Source organism: Sulfitobacter sabulilitoris (assembly GCF_005887615.1).
GTDB classification, from domain to species: Bacteria; Pseudomonadota; Alphaproteobacteria; order Rhodobacterales; family Rhodobacteraceae; genus Sulfitobacter_E; species Sulfitobacter_E sabulilitoris.
The window spans coordinates 402,897-417,159 of sequence record NZ_VANS01000001.1 but is presented as its reverse complement, the minus strand read 5'-3'; the positions used below and the strand labels follow the sequence as shown (position 1 = coordinate 417,159).

Sequence of the window (14,263 nt, the reverse complement as noted above, 5' to 3'; positions counted from 1 at the left end):
ACATCCGATCGGTGTGTCGCCTTTTTCATGGGTATCTACCCTTGGGGGGTGCGCGGCGCGCGCGCAGCCCGGTCAGGGTGTCACCTGACGATGATTTCCGGCCCCATCATCAAGGTGGGCAGCCATGTACTGATGATCGGGACGTATGTCACGAGGATCAGGAACACGAACAAGACGGCCAGGAACGGCAGCGCCGCGCGCACGACCGACATCATCGGCATGTTGGCAACCCCCGAGGTCACGAAGAGGTTCAGACCGACCGGCGGCGTGATCATCCCGATTTCCATGTTGACGACCATGATGATGCCCAGGTGAATGGGGTCGATCCCCAGTTCGATCGCGATGGGAAAGACCAGCGGCGCCACGATCACCAACAGGCCCGACGGTTCCATGAACTGCCCGCCGATCAGCAGGATCACGTTGACGATCACCAGGAACACGATGGGCCCGAACCCCGCGTCCAGCATCATCGCCGCGATCTGTTGCGGGATCTGTTCGTCGGTCAGGACGTGCTTGAGGATCAGCGCGTTGGCGATGATGAACATCAGCGTGACGGTCAGCTTGCCCGCCTCGAACAGGGTGTCGCGGGTGTCGCGGTGGAAAAACACCGAAATCAGCGCGATGGGCTTTTTGATCAGCGGCAGGTTATGCGTCTCGTCGCCCTTCACATGCAGCGGCCCCATGTCGCGATAGACGAAGCTCGCGATGAAGAACGCATAGACGGCGGCGACGGCGGCGGCTTCGGTCGGGGTAAAGATCCCGCCATAGATGCCGCCCAGGATGATGACGATCAGGAACAGGCCCCAACCCGCCTCGCGCCCGCTGGCCCAGACCTCGCCCCAGCCAAGCCATTCGCCCTTGGGCAGGTCGTATATCTTGGCCATGGCGTAGATCGTGACCATCAGCATGGTGCCCGCCAACAAGCCGGGAATGACGCCGGCCAGGAACATCCGGCCCACCGACACGTCCGTGGCGCTGGCATAGACCACCATCACGATCGAGGGCGGAATGAGGATGCCGAGCGTGCCTGCGTTGGCAATGACACCGGCGGCGAATTCCTTGGAATAGCCCACCGACCGCATCCCCGCGATCACGATGGAACCGATGGCGACGACCGTGGCCGGGCTGGACCCCGACAGCGCCGCGAACATCATGCAGGCGAACACGCCCGCAATCGCCAGACCGCCCGGCAGGTGCCCGACGAGGGCGATGGAAAAGCGGATGATCCGTTTGGCCACACCGCCCGTCGACATGAAGCTGGAGGCAAGGATGAAGAACGGGATCGCCAGTAGCGTGTAATGCCCCGCCATCGCCTGGAACAGCGTCTGCGCGATGGAGGCCAGCGAGGTATCGCTGAGCACCAGAAGGAACATGATGGAGGACATGCCAAGCGATACGGCGATCGGAACACCGATCAGCATCAGGCCTACCACCATGGCGAAAAGAATTGCGACTTCCATGTCTTAGCCCTCGGCATTCATGTGTTTGACGTCCTCGACGGCGTCTTCGGCCTCGTGGCTCACGATCAGGCTGTCGGCCTCGCCCCGGATCAGGCGCAGCGTGGCCTGAATGAACCGCAGCAGCAGCAACGCCATGCCCAGCGGCAGGATCGCATAGGGAATGAAGCGCGGCAGTTTCTCGTAATGCTCCCCCTCGTTGACGATGGGTTCGATCCACCGCAGAAATTCGGGAAACGGAATATCGACGACCTCGTACCAGGCCTGGTCGCGCGTGGGCGTGAACCCGGTGGGGAACCAGCGCCCGCTGGTCACATCGAAGCCCGCGAAGGGCGCCCAATAGTCCCAGGCGCCCTTGAGCAACATGAAGGCGTAGATCAGGCAAACCGCCGCTGCCACCAGGGCCAGAACGCGTCGGACGCGGGGCCCGAACAGGTTGATCACCGCATCCACGCCAAGGTTGGCCGTGATCTTGACCGCGTAGCTGACGCCGAACAGCACGAGCCACGCGAACAGAAACGTCACCGCTTCCAGCCCCCAGATCAACCCGGTGTTGAAGCCGTAGCGCAGCACGACGTTGATGAAAGTGATGATCGTCATGGCGCCGAGGAGCAGCGCGATAAAGGTTTCCTCAAGCTCGGTCACGAAACGACCGAACGCGGACTGGTCTTTTTGATGCACCGACATGTGCGTCCCCCGAGTCTGGTGTTGCAGGAATGGTCCCGCACAAGCGGTCGGCCCGTCGTTGGACACCCGCGCGGTCGTTGAGCACGACCGCTTGGTCGGATGTCCTGGATCGGGCCGAAAAAATGCCCGGGCACACAGGCTCGGGCGAGGTCGGCGGCACCCCCCGAGGGATGCCGCCGGGTCCGTGGCTTACATTGACGCGTTGATCGCCTGTGCGGCGTCGATGTTTTCCTGGCCCACGTCGTCGATGAACTGGTTCCAGACCGGTTTCATCGCGTCGACCCAGGCCTGACGCTGCTCGGGCGTCAGCTTGCGCACCGTGCCACCGGCGGCGATGATCGCTTCCTTGGCTTCCTCGTTGACCTGGAAGGATTCCGCGTTCCGCTGTTCGGTCACTTCCTGCAGAATGGTGGCGAGCTGGTCGCGCACGTCGGCGTCAAGCCCTTCCCACCAGTCGACGTTGGTCACGACGAGGTAGTCGATCACACCGTGGTTGGTCTCGGTGATGCCGTCCTGCACTTCAAAGAACTTCTGGCCGTAGATGTTCGACCAGGTGTTTTCCTGACCGTCGACAACGCCCGTCTGCAGGGCGCCGTAGACTTCGGAAAAGGCCATCGGCTGCGGGCTCGCGCCAAGCGCTTCCATGTTCGCCTTCAGCACTTCGGAGGGCTGCACCCGGAACTTCAGGCCCGCGGCATCCTCAGGAGAGATCAGCGGCTTGTTGGCCGAGATCTGGGTCACGCCGTTGTGCCAGAACTGCAGGCCCAGCAACCCGCGGCGCACCATCGATTCCTTCATCGCCTGCCCGGTTTCGGAGTTCTGGAACGCGTCCACGGCGTTGATGTCGTTGAACATGAACGGCAGGTCGAAGATGCGGAACACCTTGGTGAACTGCTCGAACTTGGACAGCGACGGCGCGGCCATCTGCACGTCGCCCTGCAGCAGCGCCTCGAGCACCTGATCATCGTTGTAGAGTGTCGAGTTGGGGAACACTTCCATGCAGGCCTTGCCGTCCATCTCGGTGTTCACGCGCCCCTGAAGCAGCGAGGCGGCGATGCCCTTGGGGTGACGGTCGGTGTTGGTCACGTGGCTGAACTTGATGACGATTTCACCATCGTCGCATGCGGCGGATACTGCTGTGGCGCTGACGGTCAGCGTCAGCGCCATTGCGGCGGCTGTCAGAAATTTCATGTGGTTTCCTCCCAGAAACTTTTGGTCTTGCTGATGCAAGTTTGCGGTCGGCCCCTGCGGTGCAAAGGCGCTGCTGGACATATGACACCAGCGTCAGCCCGCCGACAAGACATTGTGAACGGATACCCGGCGGATCGGATTAATCGACGTCTTTTCAATCCATTGCGCCCCACTCCGCTTGCGGAGGCCGGCAATCCCGCGGCTCCGTGTGCGATAATCCGCACACTTGCGGGCAAGCCTGTGCGGATTTCCGCACAAATCACGAGCGCCGGTAATCCTCTGCCCGAATCCCGTAGCGCGCCAGCTTGTCGTAGAAGGTCTTGCGCGGCAATCGCAGCGCCTCGGCCGCCGCCGTCGCCTGACCCCCGGCGCGGCGCAGGGCCGCTTCCAGCAGCGATTGCTCGACCTGCGCCATCTGGTCGGCCAACCCGAGCGACGCGTCGCTCTCGCGCTCCTCTCCCAGACCCAGCGCAAAGCGCATCGCCTCGGACATCAGGGCGCGGGCGTTGCCGGGCCAGTCGCGCGCCAGCAACCCCGCCACGACCTGCGGCGCAATTTCGGGCGGGCGCAGTCCCGCCTGTTCGCTGGCCTGTGCGACATAATGCTGGAACAGCACCGGAATATCCTCGGGCCGCTCGGACAGCGACGGAATCCGCACCTGCATCACTTCCAGCCGGTAATACAACTCCGCACTCATCTCGCCAGTCTCGACCAGCGCGGACAGATCGCGCGTCGATCCGGCGATCAGCCGTGTCTCGCGCGCGCCGTCCAGCGCCTCGGTCAGGGTAAGCTGGCTTTGTGCCGGCAACTGCGTGATCTCGTCGATGAAGAGGCTGCCCATGCGCGCGGCGGTCAGCGCGTCCTGCAGCGCGGCGGGCGCCAGCCCCGCGCCCGCGCGTTTCACAAAGGGGCCGCCGGAGCTTTGGGAGCTGAGGTGGATCACCTCGGCCACCTTGGAAATCCCGGTCCCCGGCGCGCCCGTCACCAGCACTTCGGCCTGGGTGCGCGCCGCGCGGCGCACCCGCGCCCGCAGGCCCTCGGCCAGATCGGAGGTGCCGTGCAACAACCGCGCCGCCGGATCGCCGCTTTGGACCAGCGCGCGCAGGCGGCGGTTGTCGAGCACCAGCGCGCGGGTCTTCAGCGCCCGTTCCAGAACCGCCAGCAAGGCGCCCGGCGCACAGGGTTTTTCCAGGAAATCGAACGCCCCCTGCCCCATGGCCTGAACCGCCATCGGGATGTCGCCTTCGCCCGTCAGCAAGATCACCGGCAAGTCCGGATCGGCGTCGCGCGCATAGCCCAGCAGGTGAAAGCCGTCGCGCCCCGGCATCCGGATATCGGACAGGATCACACCGTCGAAGCCGCGGGTGATGTGGTCCTTGGCCGCCACGAAGGACCCCACCGCGATCGGATCGAGATCCGCCAGCTCGAGCGTCTGGACCAGCGCCTCGCGGACGGCGGCATCGTCATCGACCAGCAACACACGGCGGCTCATGCGGCGCGCACCTCTCCGGGCTTGGCGGGCATCGGATCCAGCCGGACGGTGAACAACGCGCCCTCGCCGGTATTGCTGCCCTTGATCTCGCCGCCGAAGCTTTGCACGATGCCATAGCTGATCGACAGTCCAAGCCCCATGCCATCGCCGCTGCCCACCGACTTGGTGGAATAGAACGGCTCGAACATCTTGTCGGGCATGTCGATGCCGGGGCCGGTGTCGGCGAAATGAATGGCCGGGCGCGCGCCATCCTCGATCGTGATCCGCAGGGTCCGCGTCGCGCGCCCCTCCATCGCGTCGGCGGCGTTGGCGATCAGGTTGACGAACACCTGCCCCAGCCGCACGTCGCCCCCGCGCACCCAGACGGGGCCGGGTGGCGGATCGTAGGCCACGGTGACGTCGGCCCGGTCGATCCGGCTGGCCGTCAGGTCCAGCGCACTGCGCAGCACGGCCGCGGCATCGACGCGGGTCTGCGGTTCATGGTCGTTGCGCGCAAAGGCGCGCAGGTTCTTGATGATCCGCCCCATCCGGCGCGCCATGTCGGAAATGCGGCCCAGGTTCTCGGCGGCGCGGTCGGGCTGGTCGCGGTCAAGGTATTGCACCGCGTTTTCCGCAAACGACCGGATCGCCATCAACGGTTGGTTGAGTTCGTGGCTGATGCCCGCACTCATCTGCCCCAGGGCGCTCAGCTTGCCGGCCTGCACCAGATCGGCCTGCGCGCGCGCGAGGGCGGTCTGCGCCTCTTCGCGTTCGGTGGCCTCGCGGCGCAATTGTGCGTTGGTATCGGACAGCGCGGCGGTGCGTTCGGCCACGCGCGCCTCAAGCTGGGCGTTCGCCGCGGCCAGGGTGCGCCGCCGTTCCGTCGCGAGAAACAGCAGCGCCCCGAACGCCAGGCACAGCGCGGCGACCGCGGCGGCCTGGCTGGTGGCCAGCGCCCGCGCCGGCGCCACATCGATCAGCACCTCGCCGGTCAGCCCGATCACCGGCAAGGCCCGCGTCAGGTGCAGCGCGTTCTGCGGCAGGTACGGCCCCCAGCCCAGTTGCCAGACCTCGTGCGGGCCGGTGCGGTAGCTGTCGAACGCGGGCGCGGCCCCCTCGGGCGGGACCAGCCCCGGCCCGTTTTCCGGCCGCTCCCAGAACACCAGTTCGGACCGGTTCGACACAAAGACCGCGCCCCGCTCATCGGTGAAGAACACCGCCGGATTGCTGCCGCGCCAACTGTCTTCGATGCTGGTCATGTCGACGGCCACGACCACCGCGCCCTGCACCCGGCCCGCCGCGTCAAAGGCGGGCGCCGCCGCGTAAAAGGCGCGCGGCGCAAGCGGGCGGTCCACGCCGTGGCCCCACCCCAGCGCCCCCTGCATCGCGCGGCGGATATAATCCTGATCGCCCAGGTCGGCCCCAGCGGCGGCCCGGGCGGCGGCCTGCACCCGGCCCGCGCGGTTGACGAACATGACGTCCAGCGCGGCGGTCTTGTCCGCGACCTCCAGAAACAACTGCGCCGCCCGGTCGCCTTGCCGCCCCGCCGCCAGCGCGGGCATCATCGGGTGATCGGCCATCAGCACGGCCAGTTCGCGCGCGCGCTGCACCTGGCCCACCAGTCGGTCGCTGTTGAGGTCGAGCGCCGCGCGCCCCTGCTGCGCCACCTGCCCCAGCGCCTGCAGGTAGCCATGCCGCCAGACGCCCGCACTGATTGTCGCCACCGTCGCCAGAAACGCCAGCACGATCGCGCTGCGCTGCACAAGACCGCTCTTGATGACATTCCGTTTCATGGCAAAACCTTACAAAGTGCCCCTTGCATTGACCAGAGCCTGCCGGCTTTAAGTCGGGCATGACGACAGTACGCCAATCTCCGCTCGACCCCGCCTTCGTGCAAGACCCCTACGCCTTTTACCGGGCCGCCCGCGCGCGCGGGCCGGTCCACCTTTGGCAGGACTACGGGATGCTCGCCGCGTTCGATGCGGCGACGGTGCAGGCGCTGTTGCGCGACCGCCGCCTGGGCCGCGAGGTGCCCCGCGATCAGGACCGTCGCGCGCCCGTCCACCTGGCCGACTGGGACGCGCTCGAACGGCACTCGATGCTCGAGCTTGAGCCACCCACCCACACGCGCCTGCGCGGCCTGGTGCTGCGCGCCTTCACCTCGCGCCGGATCAAGGCGCTTGCCCCCGACATCCGCGCCGTCTGCGACGATCTGCTGACAGCCCTGCCGCAAAGCCCCTTCGACCTGATCCCCGCCTATTGCACCCAAGTGCCCGTGCGCATCATCGCCCGCCTTCTGGGTGTGCCCGAAGCGATGGCCCCAGACCTGCTGCGCTGGTCCAACGCGATGGTCGCGATGTACCAGACGCCCCGCAGCCGTGCGACCGAGGACGCGGCCAATGCGGCCGCGCGCGACTTCACCGATTTCCTGACCCGGTACATCGGCAGCCGCCGGAACGATCCGCGCGACGATCTGATCTCGGAACTGATCGCAGCGGAGCAGGACGGCGAAACGCTCACCGCGGCGGAACTGACAGGCACCTGCGTGTTGTTGCTGAACGCGGGCCACGAAGCGACGGTGCACAGCCTCGGCAACGCGGTGAAGACCATGCTTGAGCATGACACGCCGCGGGCCGCCCTCGCGCCCGATGCGGTGGCCGCGACGGTCGAGGAGTTGCTGCGCTACGATCCGCCCCTGCACCTGTTCACACGCTATGCCTACGAGGATATCGAGATCGCGGGCCGCACCCTGCGGCAGGGCGAGCAGATTGCGTTGCTGCTGGGGGCCGCGGGGCGAGACCCGGGGGTGTTCGCCCAGCCCGACCGCTTTGACCCGCAGCGCCCGGTCAAGGCCCACGCGGCCTTTGGCGGCGGATTGCATTTCTGCGTCGGCGCACCGCTGGCGCGGCTCGAGATGCAGATCGCCCTGCCGATGCTGTTCGACCGCCTGCCGGGGCTCGCGCTGGCCGAACCGCCGCGCTACGCGGCAAGCTACCACTTTCACAAGCTCGACCGGCTGATCGTCACGGCGTAGACCGCCGCGCGACCGCTGCCGCGGCGTATCGCGGTGCCGCCGCCGCCAGCATGTCGTGCGGCGCGAGCCGCGCCGGCGGATCACCTCACAGCGGCAGCATCGTGGTGGATTTCAACTGCTCCATCGACAAAAGCGCCGTGACGTTGAACACCTTCACCTCTGAAATCAGCGCCTGGTAGAATGCGTCATAGGCGCGCGCGTTCTTGACCCGCACCTTGAGTATATAGTCGATATCGCCCGCAAGGCGGTGCGCCTCCTGCACCTCGGGGCGGTCTTGCAGGGCCTTCAGGAACGCCTGCTGCCACGCGGCCTCATGTTCGGACGTGCGGATCAGCACGAAAAAGCATGCCTCGAAGCCCAGCATGTCGGCATCCAGCATCACGGTATGCTGTCCGATCACCCCGGCATCGCGCAGCTTGCGAATCCGGTTCCATACCGGGGTCTTGGAACTGCCCACGCGGGTCGCGATGTCGTCCAGCGACTGGCTGGCGTCGCGCTGCAGCTCCGCCAGGATCTTCCTGTCTGTCTCGTCAATTCGAACGCTCATTCCGATTTCCTTGCCCTGTGCAGTCTTATGTTCCGGTTTGACGTATAAACGGAACATGCGTCCTTATTCAATCCGGCATCTGGCGACATATCGGGAATATTTCCTATATTGGGGGTCAAGTCAAACGAACAGCAGGCGGTTTCAACAATGGATCATTTCCCAATCTTCGTCGCACTCGCCGGGCGCCGCGTCGTGCTGTCGGGCGGGGGCGACGCTGCCAGTGCCAAGCTGCGCCTGCTGATGAAGACGACTGCCCATCTGACCGTCTTTGCGCCCGATGCGGCCCAGGACATCCGGACATGGGCCGCGCAGGGCAAGCTTGCGCTGATCCCGCGCGCGATGGCCCCGGGCGATGCGCTCTGCGCCGCACTTTTTTATGCCGCCGACGAGGACGCCGCCGAAGACGCCCGTACCGCCGCCATTGCACGCGCCGACGGGGCGCTGGTCAACATCGTGGACAACCTCGACGACAGCCAGTTCATCACCCCCGCCATCGTCGATCGCGACCCCGTGACCATCGCCATCGGCACCGAAGGGGCGGCCCCCGTGCTGGCCCGCGCGATCAAGGCCGACCTGGAGCAGCGCCTGCCCGCCACGCTGGGCACGCTGGCCCGCATCGGCAAGGGATTCCGCAAGATGGCCGATGCGCTGCCCTTCGGCCGCCCGCGCCGCGATTTCTGGCGCGACTTCTATTTCGCCGCCGGCCCCCGCGCCGTGGCGCAGGGTGCCGATGCCGTGCGTCCCGCACTGGATGCGCTGCTCGACGATCACCTGACCCGCGGTGCGCGGCCCGGCCATGTGCATTTCGTCGGCGCGGGCCCAGGCGACCCGGAGCTTCTGACGCTCAAGGCGCGCCGTGTGCTGGATGAGGCCGACGTCGTGATCTACGACCGCCTGATCAGCCAGCCCATTCTGGAACTCGCCCGCCGCGAGGCGGTGATGATCGACGCGGGCAAGGAAGGCTTCGGCCCCTCGATGACCCAGGCCGACATCAACGCGCTGATCGTCGAACACGCCCGCACCGGTGCGCAGGTGGTGCGGCTGAAATCGGGCGACGCCACGGTCTTTGGCCGCCTGGACGAAGAGATCGACGCGGTGGACGCGCATCAGATCTCGTGGGACATCGTGCCCGGCATCACCTCCGCCTCCGCCGCGGTGGCCGCGATCGGTCAAAGCCTGACCAAACGCGATCGCAATTCCTCGGTGCGCTTTCTCACGGGTCACGACACCAAGGGCTTCGCCGATCACGACTGGCGCGCGTTGGCCCGCCCCGGCGAGGTCGCGGCGATCTACATGGGCAAGAAATCCGCCCGGTTCATTCAGGGGCGGCTGATCATGCACGGTGCCGACCGGCACACGCCCGTCACGGTGATCGAAAACGCCTCGCGCCCCGAACAGCGCATTCTCGACACCACGCTCGACGCCCTGCCCGCCGCGCTCGAGGCCGCCGCGATGGCCGGCCCCGCACTCACATTCTACGGCCTTGCCCCGCGCGCCGCCGTCCCCGCATTGACCGACCTGCCCATCGAGGAGCTTGCATAATGGCCAGAGAATTCACTCCCAAAGTCGTGACCGCCAACGATCTGTTGCTGGGCGATGTGATTTATCAGACCGCGAGCGGCTGGACCCGTGAGCTGGATCACGCCGAGGTGCTGACCGACGAGGCTGATGCCGATCTGCGCCTGATCGAGGCCGCGCAGCAGATCAACCGCGTCGTGGGCGCCTATCTCGCCGATGTGGTGCCGCAGGCCGGTGGCCCCGCGCCTGCGCATTTCCGCGAGGCATTTCGCGCCCGCGGGCCCAGCAACTATCGCCACGGCAAGCAGGAAGACGACATCGCGCCGCTTTGATCCGCAGCCGCTGACACACCCAATCCCCGATCCGCCCCGGCCCCCGCGGCCCAGGGGCATCAAGGAGCCGACATGTACCGCTATACCGAGTTTGACACCGAATTTGTGACCGAACGCAACGCCCAGTTCCGCGCCCAGGTCGAACGCCGCATCGACGGCTCGCTGACCGAGGACGAATTCAAGCCGCTGCGCCTGATGAACGGTCTGTACCTGCAACTGCATGCCTACATGCTGCGCGTCGCCATCCCCTATGGCACGCTCGACAGCCGCCAGATGACCGCGCTGGCCGATATCGCCGACCGGTGGGACAAGGGCTACGGCCATTTCACCACCCGCCAGAACATCCAGTACAACTGGCCGCTGCTGCGCGACGTGCCCGACATGCTCGACGCGCTTGCGGACGTGGGAATGCATGCGATCCAGACCTCCGGCAACACCATCCGCAACGTAACGGCCGACCATTTCGCCGGTGCCGCCGCGGACGAGATCGCCGACCCGCGCCCGGTGGCCGAGCTTATCCGCCAGTGGTCCACAGACCACCCCGAATTCCAGTTCCTGCCACGCAAGTTCAAGGTCGCCGTCACCGGCAGCCCGAACGACCGCGCTGTGACCAAGGCGCACGACATCGGCCTGCGAATGGTGGAGCGTGACGGCGTAGCCGGCTTCGAGGTCATCGTCGGCGGTGGCCTGGGCCGTACGCCGATGATCGGCAAGGTGTTGCGCGACTTCCTGCCGCGCGAAGACCTGCTGCCCTATCTTGAATCCATCGTGTCGGTCTATAACCTGCTGGGCCGCCGCGACAACAAGTACAAGGCGCGCATCAAGATCACCGTGCATGAAAACGGGCTCGACGACATCCGCGCGCGGGTCGAAGAGCGCTTCGCCCTGATCCGCCCGCAGTTCTCGGGTGTCGATCAGCAATTGCTGGCGGCGATCGAAGCCGATTTCGCGGCCCCTGCATTCAAGTCGGCCTCGCTCGCGCCGTTTGAAGCCGCCTACAGCAACGATCCCATCTTTCGCAGCTGGGCGGACACCAACCTCAGCGATCATCGCGCGCCGGGGTATGCGATCGTGTCCATTTCGCTCAAGGCGCATGGGGCGACACCCGGCGACGCCTCGTCCGATCAAATGCGGCTGATGGCCAGCCTGGCCCGCGACTACGGTCACGATGAACTGCGCATCAGCCACGAACAGAACGTGATCCTGCCGCATGTGCACCGCGGCGACCTGCCCGCCCTGCACGCCGCGCTGAAAGACGCGGGACTGGCCACCGCCAACATCGGTCTGATCAGCGACATCATCGCCTGCCCCGGCATGGACTACTGCGCGCTGGCCACGGCCCGGTCGATTCCAATCGCGCAGGAAATCGCGACCCGCTTCGACGAGCTCAAGCTGGAACACGACGTCGGTCCGCTCAAGATCAAGATCTCGGGCTGCATCAACGCCTGTGGCCACCACCATGTGGGCCATATCGGCATCCTCGGGCTCGACCGGGCGGGCGTGGAAAACTACCAGATCACGCTGGGCGGCGACGGAACGCAGGATGCGGCCATCGGCGAACGCGCAGGCCCGGGCTTTTCCGCGGACGAGATCATTCCCGCCATCGAACGGCTGGTTCTGGCCTATCTCGACCTGCGCACGGAACCATCGGAAACCTTCCTGCAGACCTATCGCAGGCTGGGCCTCTCCCCGTTCAAATCCGCCCTCTATCCAGCCGAGGCCAAAGCCGATGCCGCTTGACGAACCCGGCCGTCTTCTGGCTGAAAACTCCTCCTCCGCCGGCGGCTCCGCCGCCACCACAGCGCTGCGCGACCGTGTCGCGGCGCTGAACGACCAGATGCGCCACCACGGCGCGACCGATGTCCTGCGGCTGGCGCTTCGCGCGGTGCCCAACCTGGCGCTGGTGTCCAGCTTCGGCGCGGAAAGCGTGGCGCTGCTGCATCTGGCGGCGATGGTGAACCGCGATTTGCCGGTGCTGTTCATCGATACGCAGATGCTGTTTGCCGAAACGCTGGTCTATCAGCAGGAATTGGCCGAACGGCTGGGGCTGCGGCGGGTGCATATCCTGCGCGCGGCCGACATCGCCGATCAGGACCCTGCGGGCACCCTGCACCAGCGCGACCCGGATGCCTGCTGCGCGCTGCGAAAATCCGCACCGCTCGACGCGGCGCTGGCGGATTTCGATGGCTGGATCACCGGCCGCAAGCGGTTTCAGTCCGGCACCCGCGCCGCGCTGGAATTCTTCGAAGTCGAGGACGGCACCGGCCGGATCAAGGTCAATCCGCTGGCCCGCTGGGCACCGCAGGACGTACAGGCCTATATGACCGAAAACCGCCTGCCGCGGCACCCGCTGGTGGCGCAGGGCTATCCCTCGATCGGCTGCGCGCCCTGCACGTCTCCGGTCGCCCCCGGCGAAGACGCCCGCGCGGGCCGCTGGCGCGATCAATCCAAGGAAGAATGCGGCATCCATTTCGTGAACGGCAAAATGGTGCGAACAGGAGCAGATTCATGAGCGTAATTGTCACCGATGCGGGCTTTGGCCCCGACGACTGGACCCAGGGCTATACATCGCTCGAGGCCGCCAATGATGCGATGGCGCTGGATGTGCCCTCCGATGCGGCGCCCGCCGATATTCCGCTGTGCGCGGGGGTGCGGATGATCCGCATCGATTTCCCCTCTGCCGCCGACGGCCGCGGTTTCACGATTGCCCGCCAGTTGCGTCTGCGCGGCTATACCGGGCGTCTGCGCGCGCGCGGTCATGTCATCGCCGATCAATACGCGATGGCCCGGCGGTCGGGCTTCGACGAAGTCGAGATCGCCGATGACCTCGCTGCCCGCCAACCGCAGGAGCAATGGCTGGCGCGCAGCGACTGGCAAGCGCATGACTACCAGCAGCGTCTGCGCGGCTGATTGCCCCCTTTCGCACATCCCCCTCATTGCCTAAGAAGGAGCCGCGGGCGCAGACCCGCGCGATGATATCCATATGACCGAGCAGACACCCGTGACCCAAGCCGCCGCCACCAAAGTCGCCACCCTGCCCGATGCGCAGACCGTGACCTCTGTCCAGCATTGGACGGATCAGCTGTTTTCCTTTCGGGTGACGCGGCCCGCGTCCTTGCGGTTCCGGTCGGGCGAATTCGTGATGATCGGCCTGATGGGCGATCCGGACCCGAAGACGGGCAAGCAAAAGCCGCTGCTGCGCGCCTATTCCATCGCGTCGCCCGCCTGGGACGACGAGCTTGAGTTCTATTCGATCAAGGTCCAGGACGGCCCGCTGACAAGCCGGTTGCAGCATATCCAACCCGGCGACCAGATCATTCTGCGACCCAAGCCTGTGGGCACGCTGGTGCATGACGCGCTGCTGCCCGGCAAGCGGCTGTGGCTGTTCGCCACCGGCACCGGCTTTGCGCCCTTCGCATCGCTGCTGCGCGAGCCCGAGACATACGAGAAGTTCGACCAGATCATCATGACCCATACCTGCCGCGACGTCGCCGAACTGGAATATGGCCGCCGCTTGATCGCCGGGCTGGAAAGCGATCCGCTGATCGGCGAGATGGTGGACGGCAAGGTGGTCTATTACCCGACCACCACCCGCGAGCAGAGCCCCAAGATGGGCCGCATCACCACGCTGCTGCAAGACGGCACGGTCTTTGCCGACCTGGGGCTTGACGGGATCGCGGCGGACACCGATCGCGCGATGGTCTGTGGATCGTTGGGGTTCAACAAGGATATCAAGGAGATCCTCGAAGGCTTCGGCTTGGAGGAAGGCGCGAATTCCGACCCGAAACACTACGTGGTCGAAAAGGCATTCGTCGGCTGATCGGCCTTGTCGGGGGCAACTCGCGGCCCGGCATGACCATGCCGGTGTCGTGACCGCGGCCGTGTCGGGATCACGCCGCACCTGCGCCGCCGCCCTTTGATCCGTCGGCACCCACATCACACCCGCCAGGCACGCTATCCGCGGCAGGCAAAGCAGCGCCCTCCGCCGACAGTGATCCTTGGCCCTTCAAGCAGCAAAAAGGCCGC

General features: G+C 66.1%; 13 protein-coding genes. 7 read left to right on the top strand and 6 right to left on the bottom strand.

Going from position 1 to position 14,263, the window contains the following annotated elements:
- Positions 1 to 80: 80 nt before the first annotated feature.
- From FDT80_RS01925 to FDT80_RS01905, 5 genes are all read right to left on the bottom strand, one after another.
- Positions 81 to 1,460, bottom strand: a complete 1,380-nt coding sequence (locus FDT80_RS01925) for a TRAP transporter large permease (RefSeq protein WP_138660549.1) — start codon at positions 1,458 to 1,460, stop codon at positions 81 to 83.
- 3 nt (positions 1,461 to 1,463) lie between these two features.
- Entirely contained in the window at positions 1,464 to 2,144 is a 681-nt protein-coding gene (locus tag FDT80_RS01920; RefSeq protein WP_138660548.1) for a TRAP transporter small permease, read from the bottom strand.
- Positions 2,145 to 2,333: 189 nt separating this feature from the next.
- Positions 2,334 to 3,335, bottom strand: a complete 1,002-nt coding sequence (locus tag FDT80_RS01915; protein WP_138660547.1) for a DctP family TRAP transporter solute-binding subunit — start codon at positions 3,333 to 3,335, stop codon at positions 2,334 to 2,336.
- A 259-nt stretch (positions 3,336 to 3,594) separates the two neighbouring features.
- Entirely contained in the window at positions 3,595 to 4,827 is a 1,233-nt protein-coding gene (locus FDT80_RS01910; protein ID WP_138660546.1) for a sigma-54-dependent transcriptional regulator, read from the bottom strand.
- Positions 4,824 to 6,599: a sensor histidine kinase gene (locus tag FDT80_RS01905; protein ID WP_138660545.1), complete on the bottom strand. Its 1,776-nt coding sequence runs from the start codon at positions 6,597 to 6,599 to the stop codon at positions 4,824 to 4,826. The genes FDT80_RS01910 and FDT80_RS01905 overlap by 4 nt, the downstream gene beginning before the upstream one ends.
- Positions 6,600 to 6,658: 59 nt before the next feature.
- On the opposite strand from FDT80_RS01905, the gene FDT80_RS01900 reads away from it, so the two are divergent.
- Positions 6,659 to 7,840: a cytochrome P450 gene (locus tag FDT80_RS01900; protein WP_138660544.1), complete on the top strand. Its 1,182-nt coding sequence runs from the start codon at positions 6,659 to 6,661 to the stop codon at positions 7,838 to 7,840.
- Positions 7,841 to 7,925: 85 nt separating this feature from the next.
- Here the strand turns inward: FDT80_RS01900 and FDT80_RS01895 are convergent, their stop codons facing one another.
- Complete coding sequence (locus FDT80_RS01895; protein WP_138660543.1) at positions 7,926 to 8,387, bottom strand: Lrp/AsnC family transcriptional regulator; 462 nt, start codon at positions 8,385 to 8,387, stop codon at positions 7,926 to 7,928.
- Between the two features lie 147 nt (positions 8,388 to 8,534).
- Between FDT80_RS01895 and cysG the strand changes: the two genes are divergently transcribed.
- From cysG to FDT80_RS01865, 6 genes are all read left to right on the top strand, one after another.
- Positions 8,535 to 9,929, top strand: a complete 1,395-nt coding sequence (cysG, locus tag FDT80_RS01890) for a siroheme synthase CysG (protein ID WP_138660542.1) — start codon at positions 8,535 to 8,537, stop codon at positions 9,927 to 9,929.
- Positions 9,929 to 10,237 (top strand): DUF2849 domain-containing protein, encoded by a 309-nt coding sequence (locus FDT80_RS01885; RefSeq protein ID WP_138660541.1) that lies wholly within the window; start codon positions 9,929 to 9,931, stop codon positions 10,235 to 10,237. Before cysG ends, FDT80_RS01885 begins: the two co-directional genes overlap by 1 nt.
- A gap of 72 nt (positions 10,238 to 10,309) precedes the next feature.
- A complete protein-coding gene (locus FDT80_RS01880) occupies positions 10,310 to 11,977 on the top strand; it encodes a nitrite/sulfite reductase (RefSeq protein WP_138660540.1) in 1,668 nt (555 codons plus the stop codon).
- A complete protein-coding gene (locus FDT80_RS01875; protein ID WP_138660539.1) occupies positions 11,967 to 12,749 on the top strand; it encodes a phosphoadenylyl-sulfate reductase in 783 nt (260 codons plus the stop codon). Before FDT80_RS01880 ends, FDT80_RS01875 begins: the two co-directional genes overlap by 11 nt.
- On the top strand, positions 12,746 to 13,147 hold the full coding sequence (locus tag FDT80_RS01870; protein ID WP_138660538.1) for a DUF934 domain-containing protein: 402 nt from the start codon (positions 12,746 to 12,748) through the stop codon (positions 13,145 to 13,147). Before FDT80_RS01875 ends, FDT80_RS01870 begins: the two co-directional genes overlap by 4 nt.
- A 73-nt stretch (positions 13,148 to 13,220) precedes the next feature.
- Complete coding sequence (locus FDT80_RS01865; RefSeq protein WP_138660537.1) at positions 13,221 to 14,057, top strand: ferredoxin--NADP reductase; 837 nt, start codon at positions 13,221 to 13,223, stop codon at positions 14,055 to 14,057.
- Positions 14,058 to 14,263: the final 206 nt, after the last annotated feature.

Excerpts from the sequence above, each read along its gene's own strand:
- FDT80_RS01925 (WP_138660549.1), bottom strand. The coding sequence starts at position 1,460 with ATGGAAGTCGCAATTCTTTTCGCCATGGTGGTAGGCCTGATGCTGATC.
- FDT80_RS01920 (WP_138660548.1), bottom strand. The coding sequence starts at position 2,144 with ATGTCGGTGCATCAAAAAGACCAGTCCGCGTTCGGTCGTTTCGTGACC.
- FDT80_RS01915 (WP_138660547.1), bottom strand. The coding sequence starts at position 3,335 with ATGAAATTTCTGACAGCCGCCGCAATGGCGCTGACGCTGACCGTCAGC.
- FDT80_RS01910 (WP_138660546.1), bottom strand. The coding sequence starts at position 4,827 with ATGAGCCGCCGTGTGTTGCTGGTCGATGACGATGCCGCCGTCCGCGAG.
- FDT80_RS01905 (WP_138660545.1), bottom strand. The coding sequence starts at position 6,599 with ATGAAACGGAATGTCATCAAGAGCGGTCTTGTGCAGCGCAGCGCGATC.
- FDT80_RS01900 (WP_138660544.1), top strand. The coding sequence starts at position 6,659 with ATGACGACAGTACGCCAATCTCCGCTCGACCCCGCCTTCGTGCAAGAC.
- FDT80_RS01895 (WP_138660543.1), bottom strand. The coding sequence starts at position 8,387 with ATGAGCGTTCGAATTGACGAGACAGACAGGAAGATCCTGGCGGAGCTG.
- cysG (WP_138660542.1), top strand. The coding sequence starts at position 8,535 with ATGGATCATTTCCCAATCTTCGTCGCACTCGCCGGGCGCCGCGTCGTG.
- FDT80_RS01885 (WP_138660541.1), top strand. The coding sequence starts at position 9,929 with ATGGCCAGAGAATTCACTCCCAAAGTCGTGACCGCCAACGATCTGTTG.
- FDT80_RS01880 (WP_138660540.1), top strand. The coding sequence starts at position 10,310 with ATGTACCGCTATACCGAGTTTGACACCGAATTTGTGACCGAACGCAAC.
- FDT80_RS01875 (WP_138660539.1), top strand. The coding sequence starts at position 11,967 with ATGCCGCTTGACGAACCCGGCCGTCTTCTGGCTGAAAACTCCTCCTCC.
- FDT80_RS01870 (WP_138660538.1), top strand. The coding sequence starts at position 12,746 with ATGAGCGTAATTGTCACCGATGCGGGCTTTGGCCCCGACGACTGGACC.
- FDT80_RS01865 (WP_138660537.1), top strand. The coding sequence starts at position 13,221 with ATGACCGAGCAGACACCCGTGACCCAAGCCGCCGCCACCAAAGTCGCC.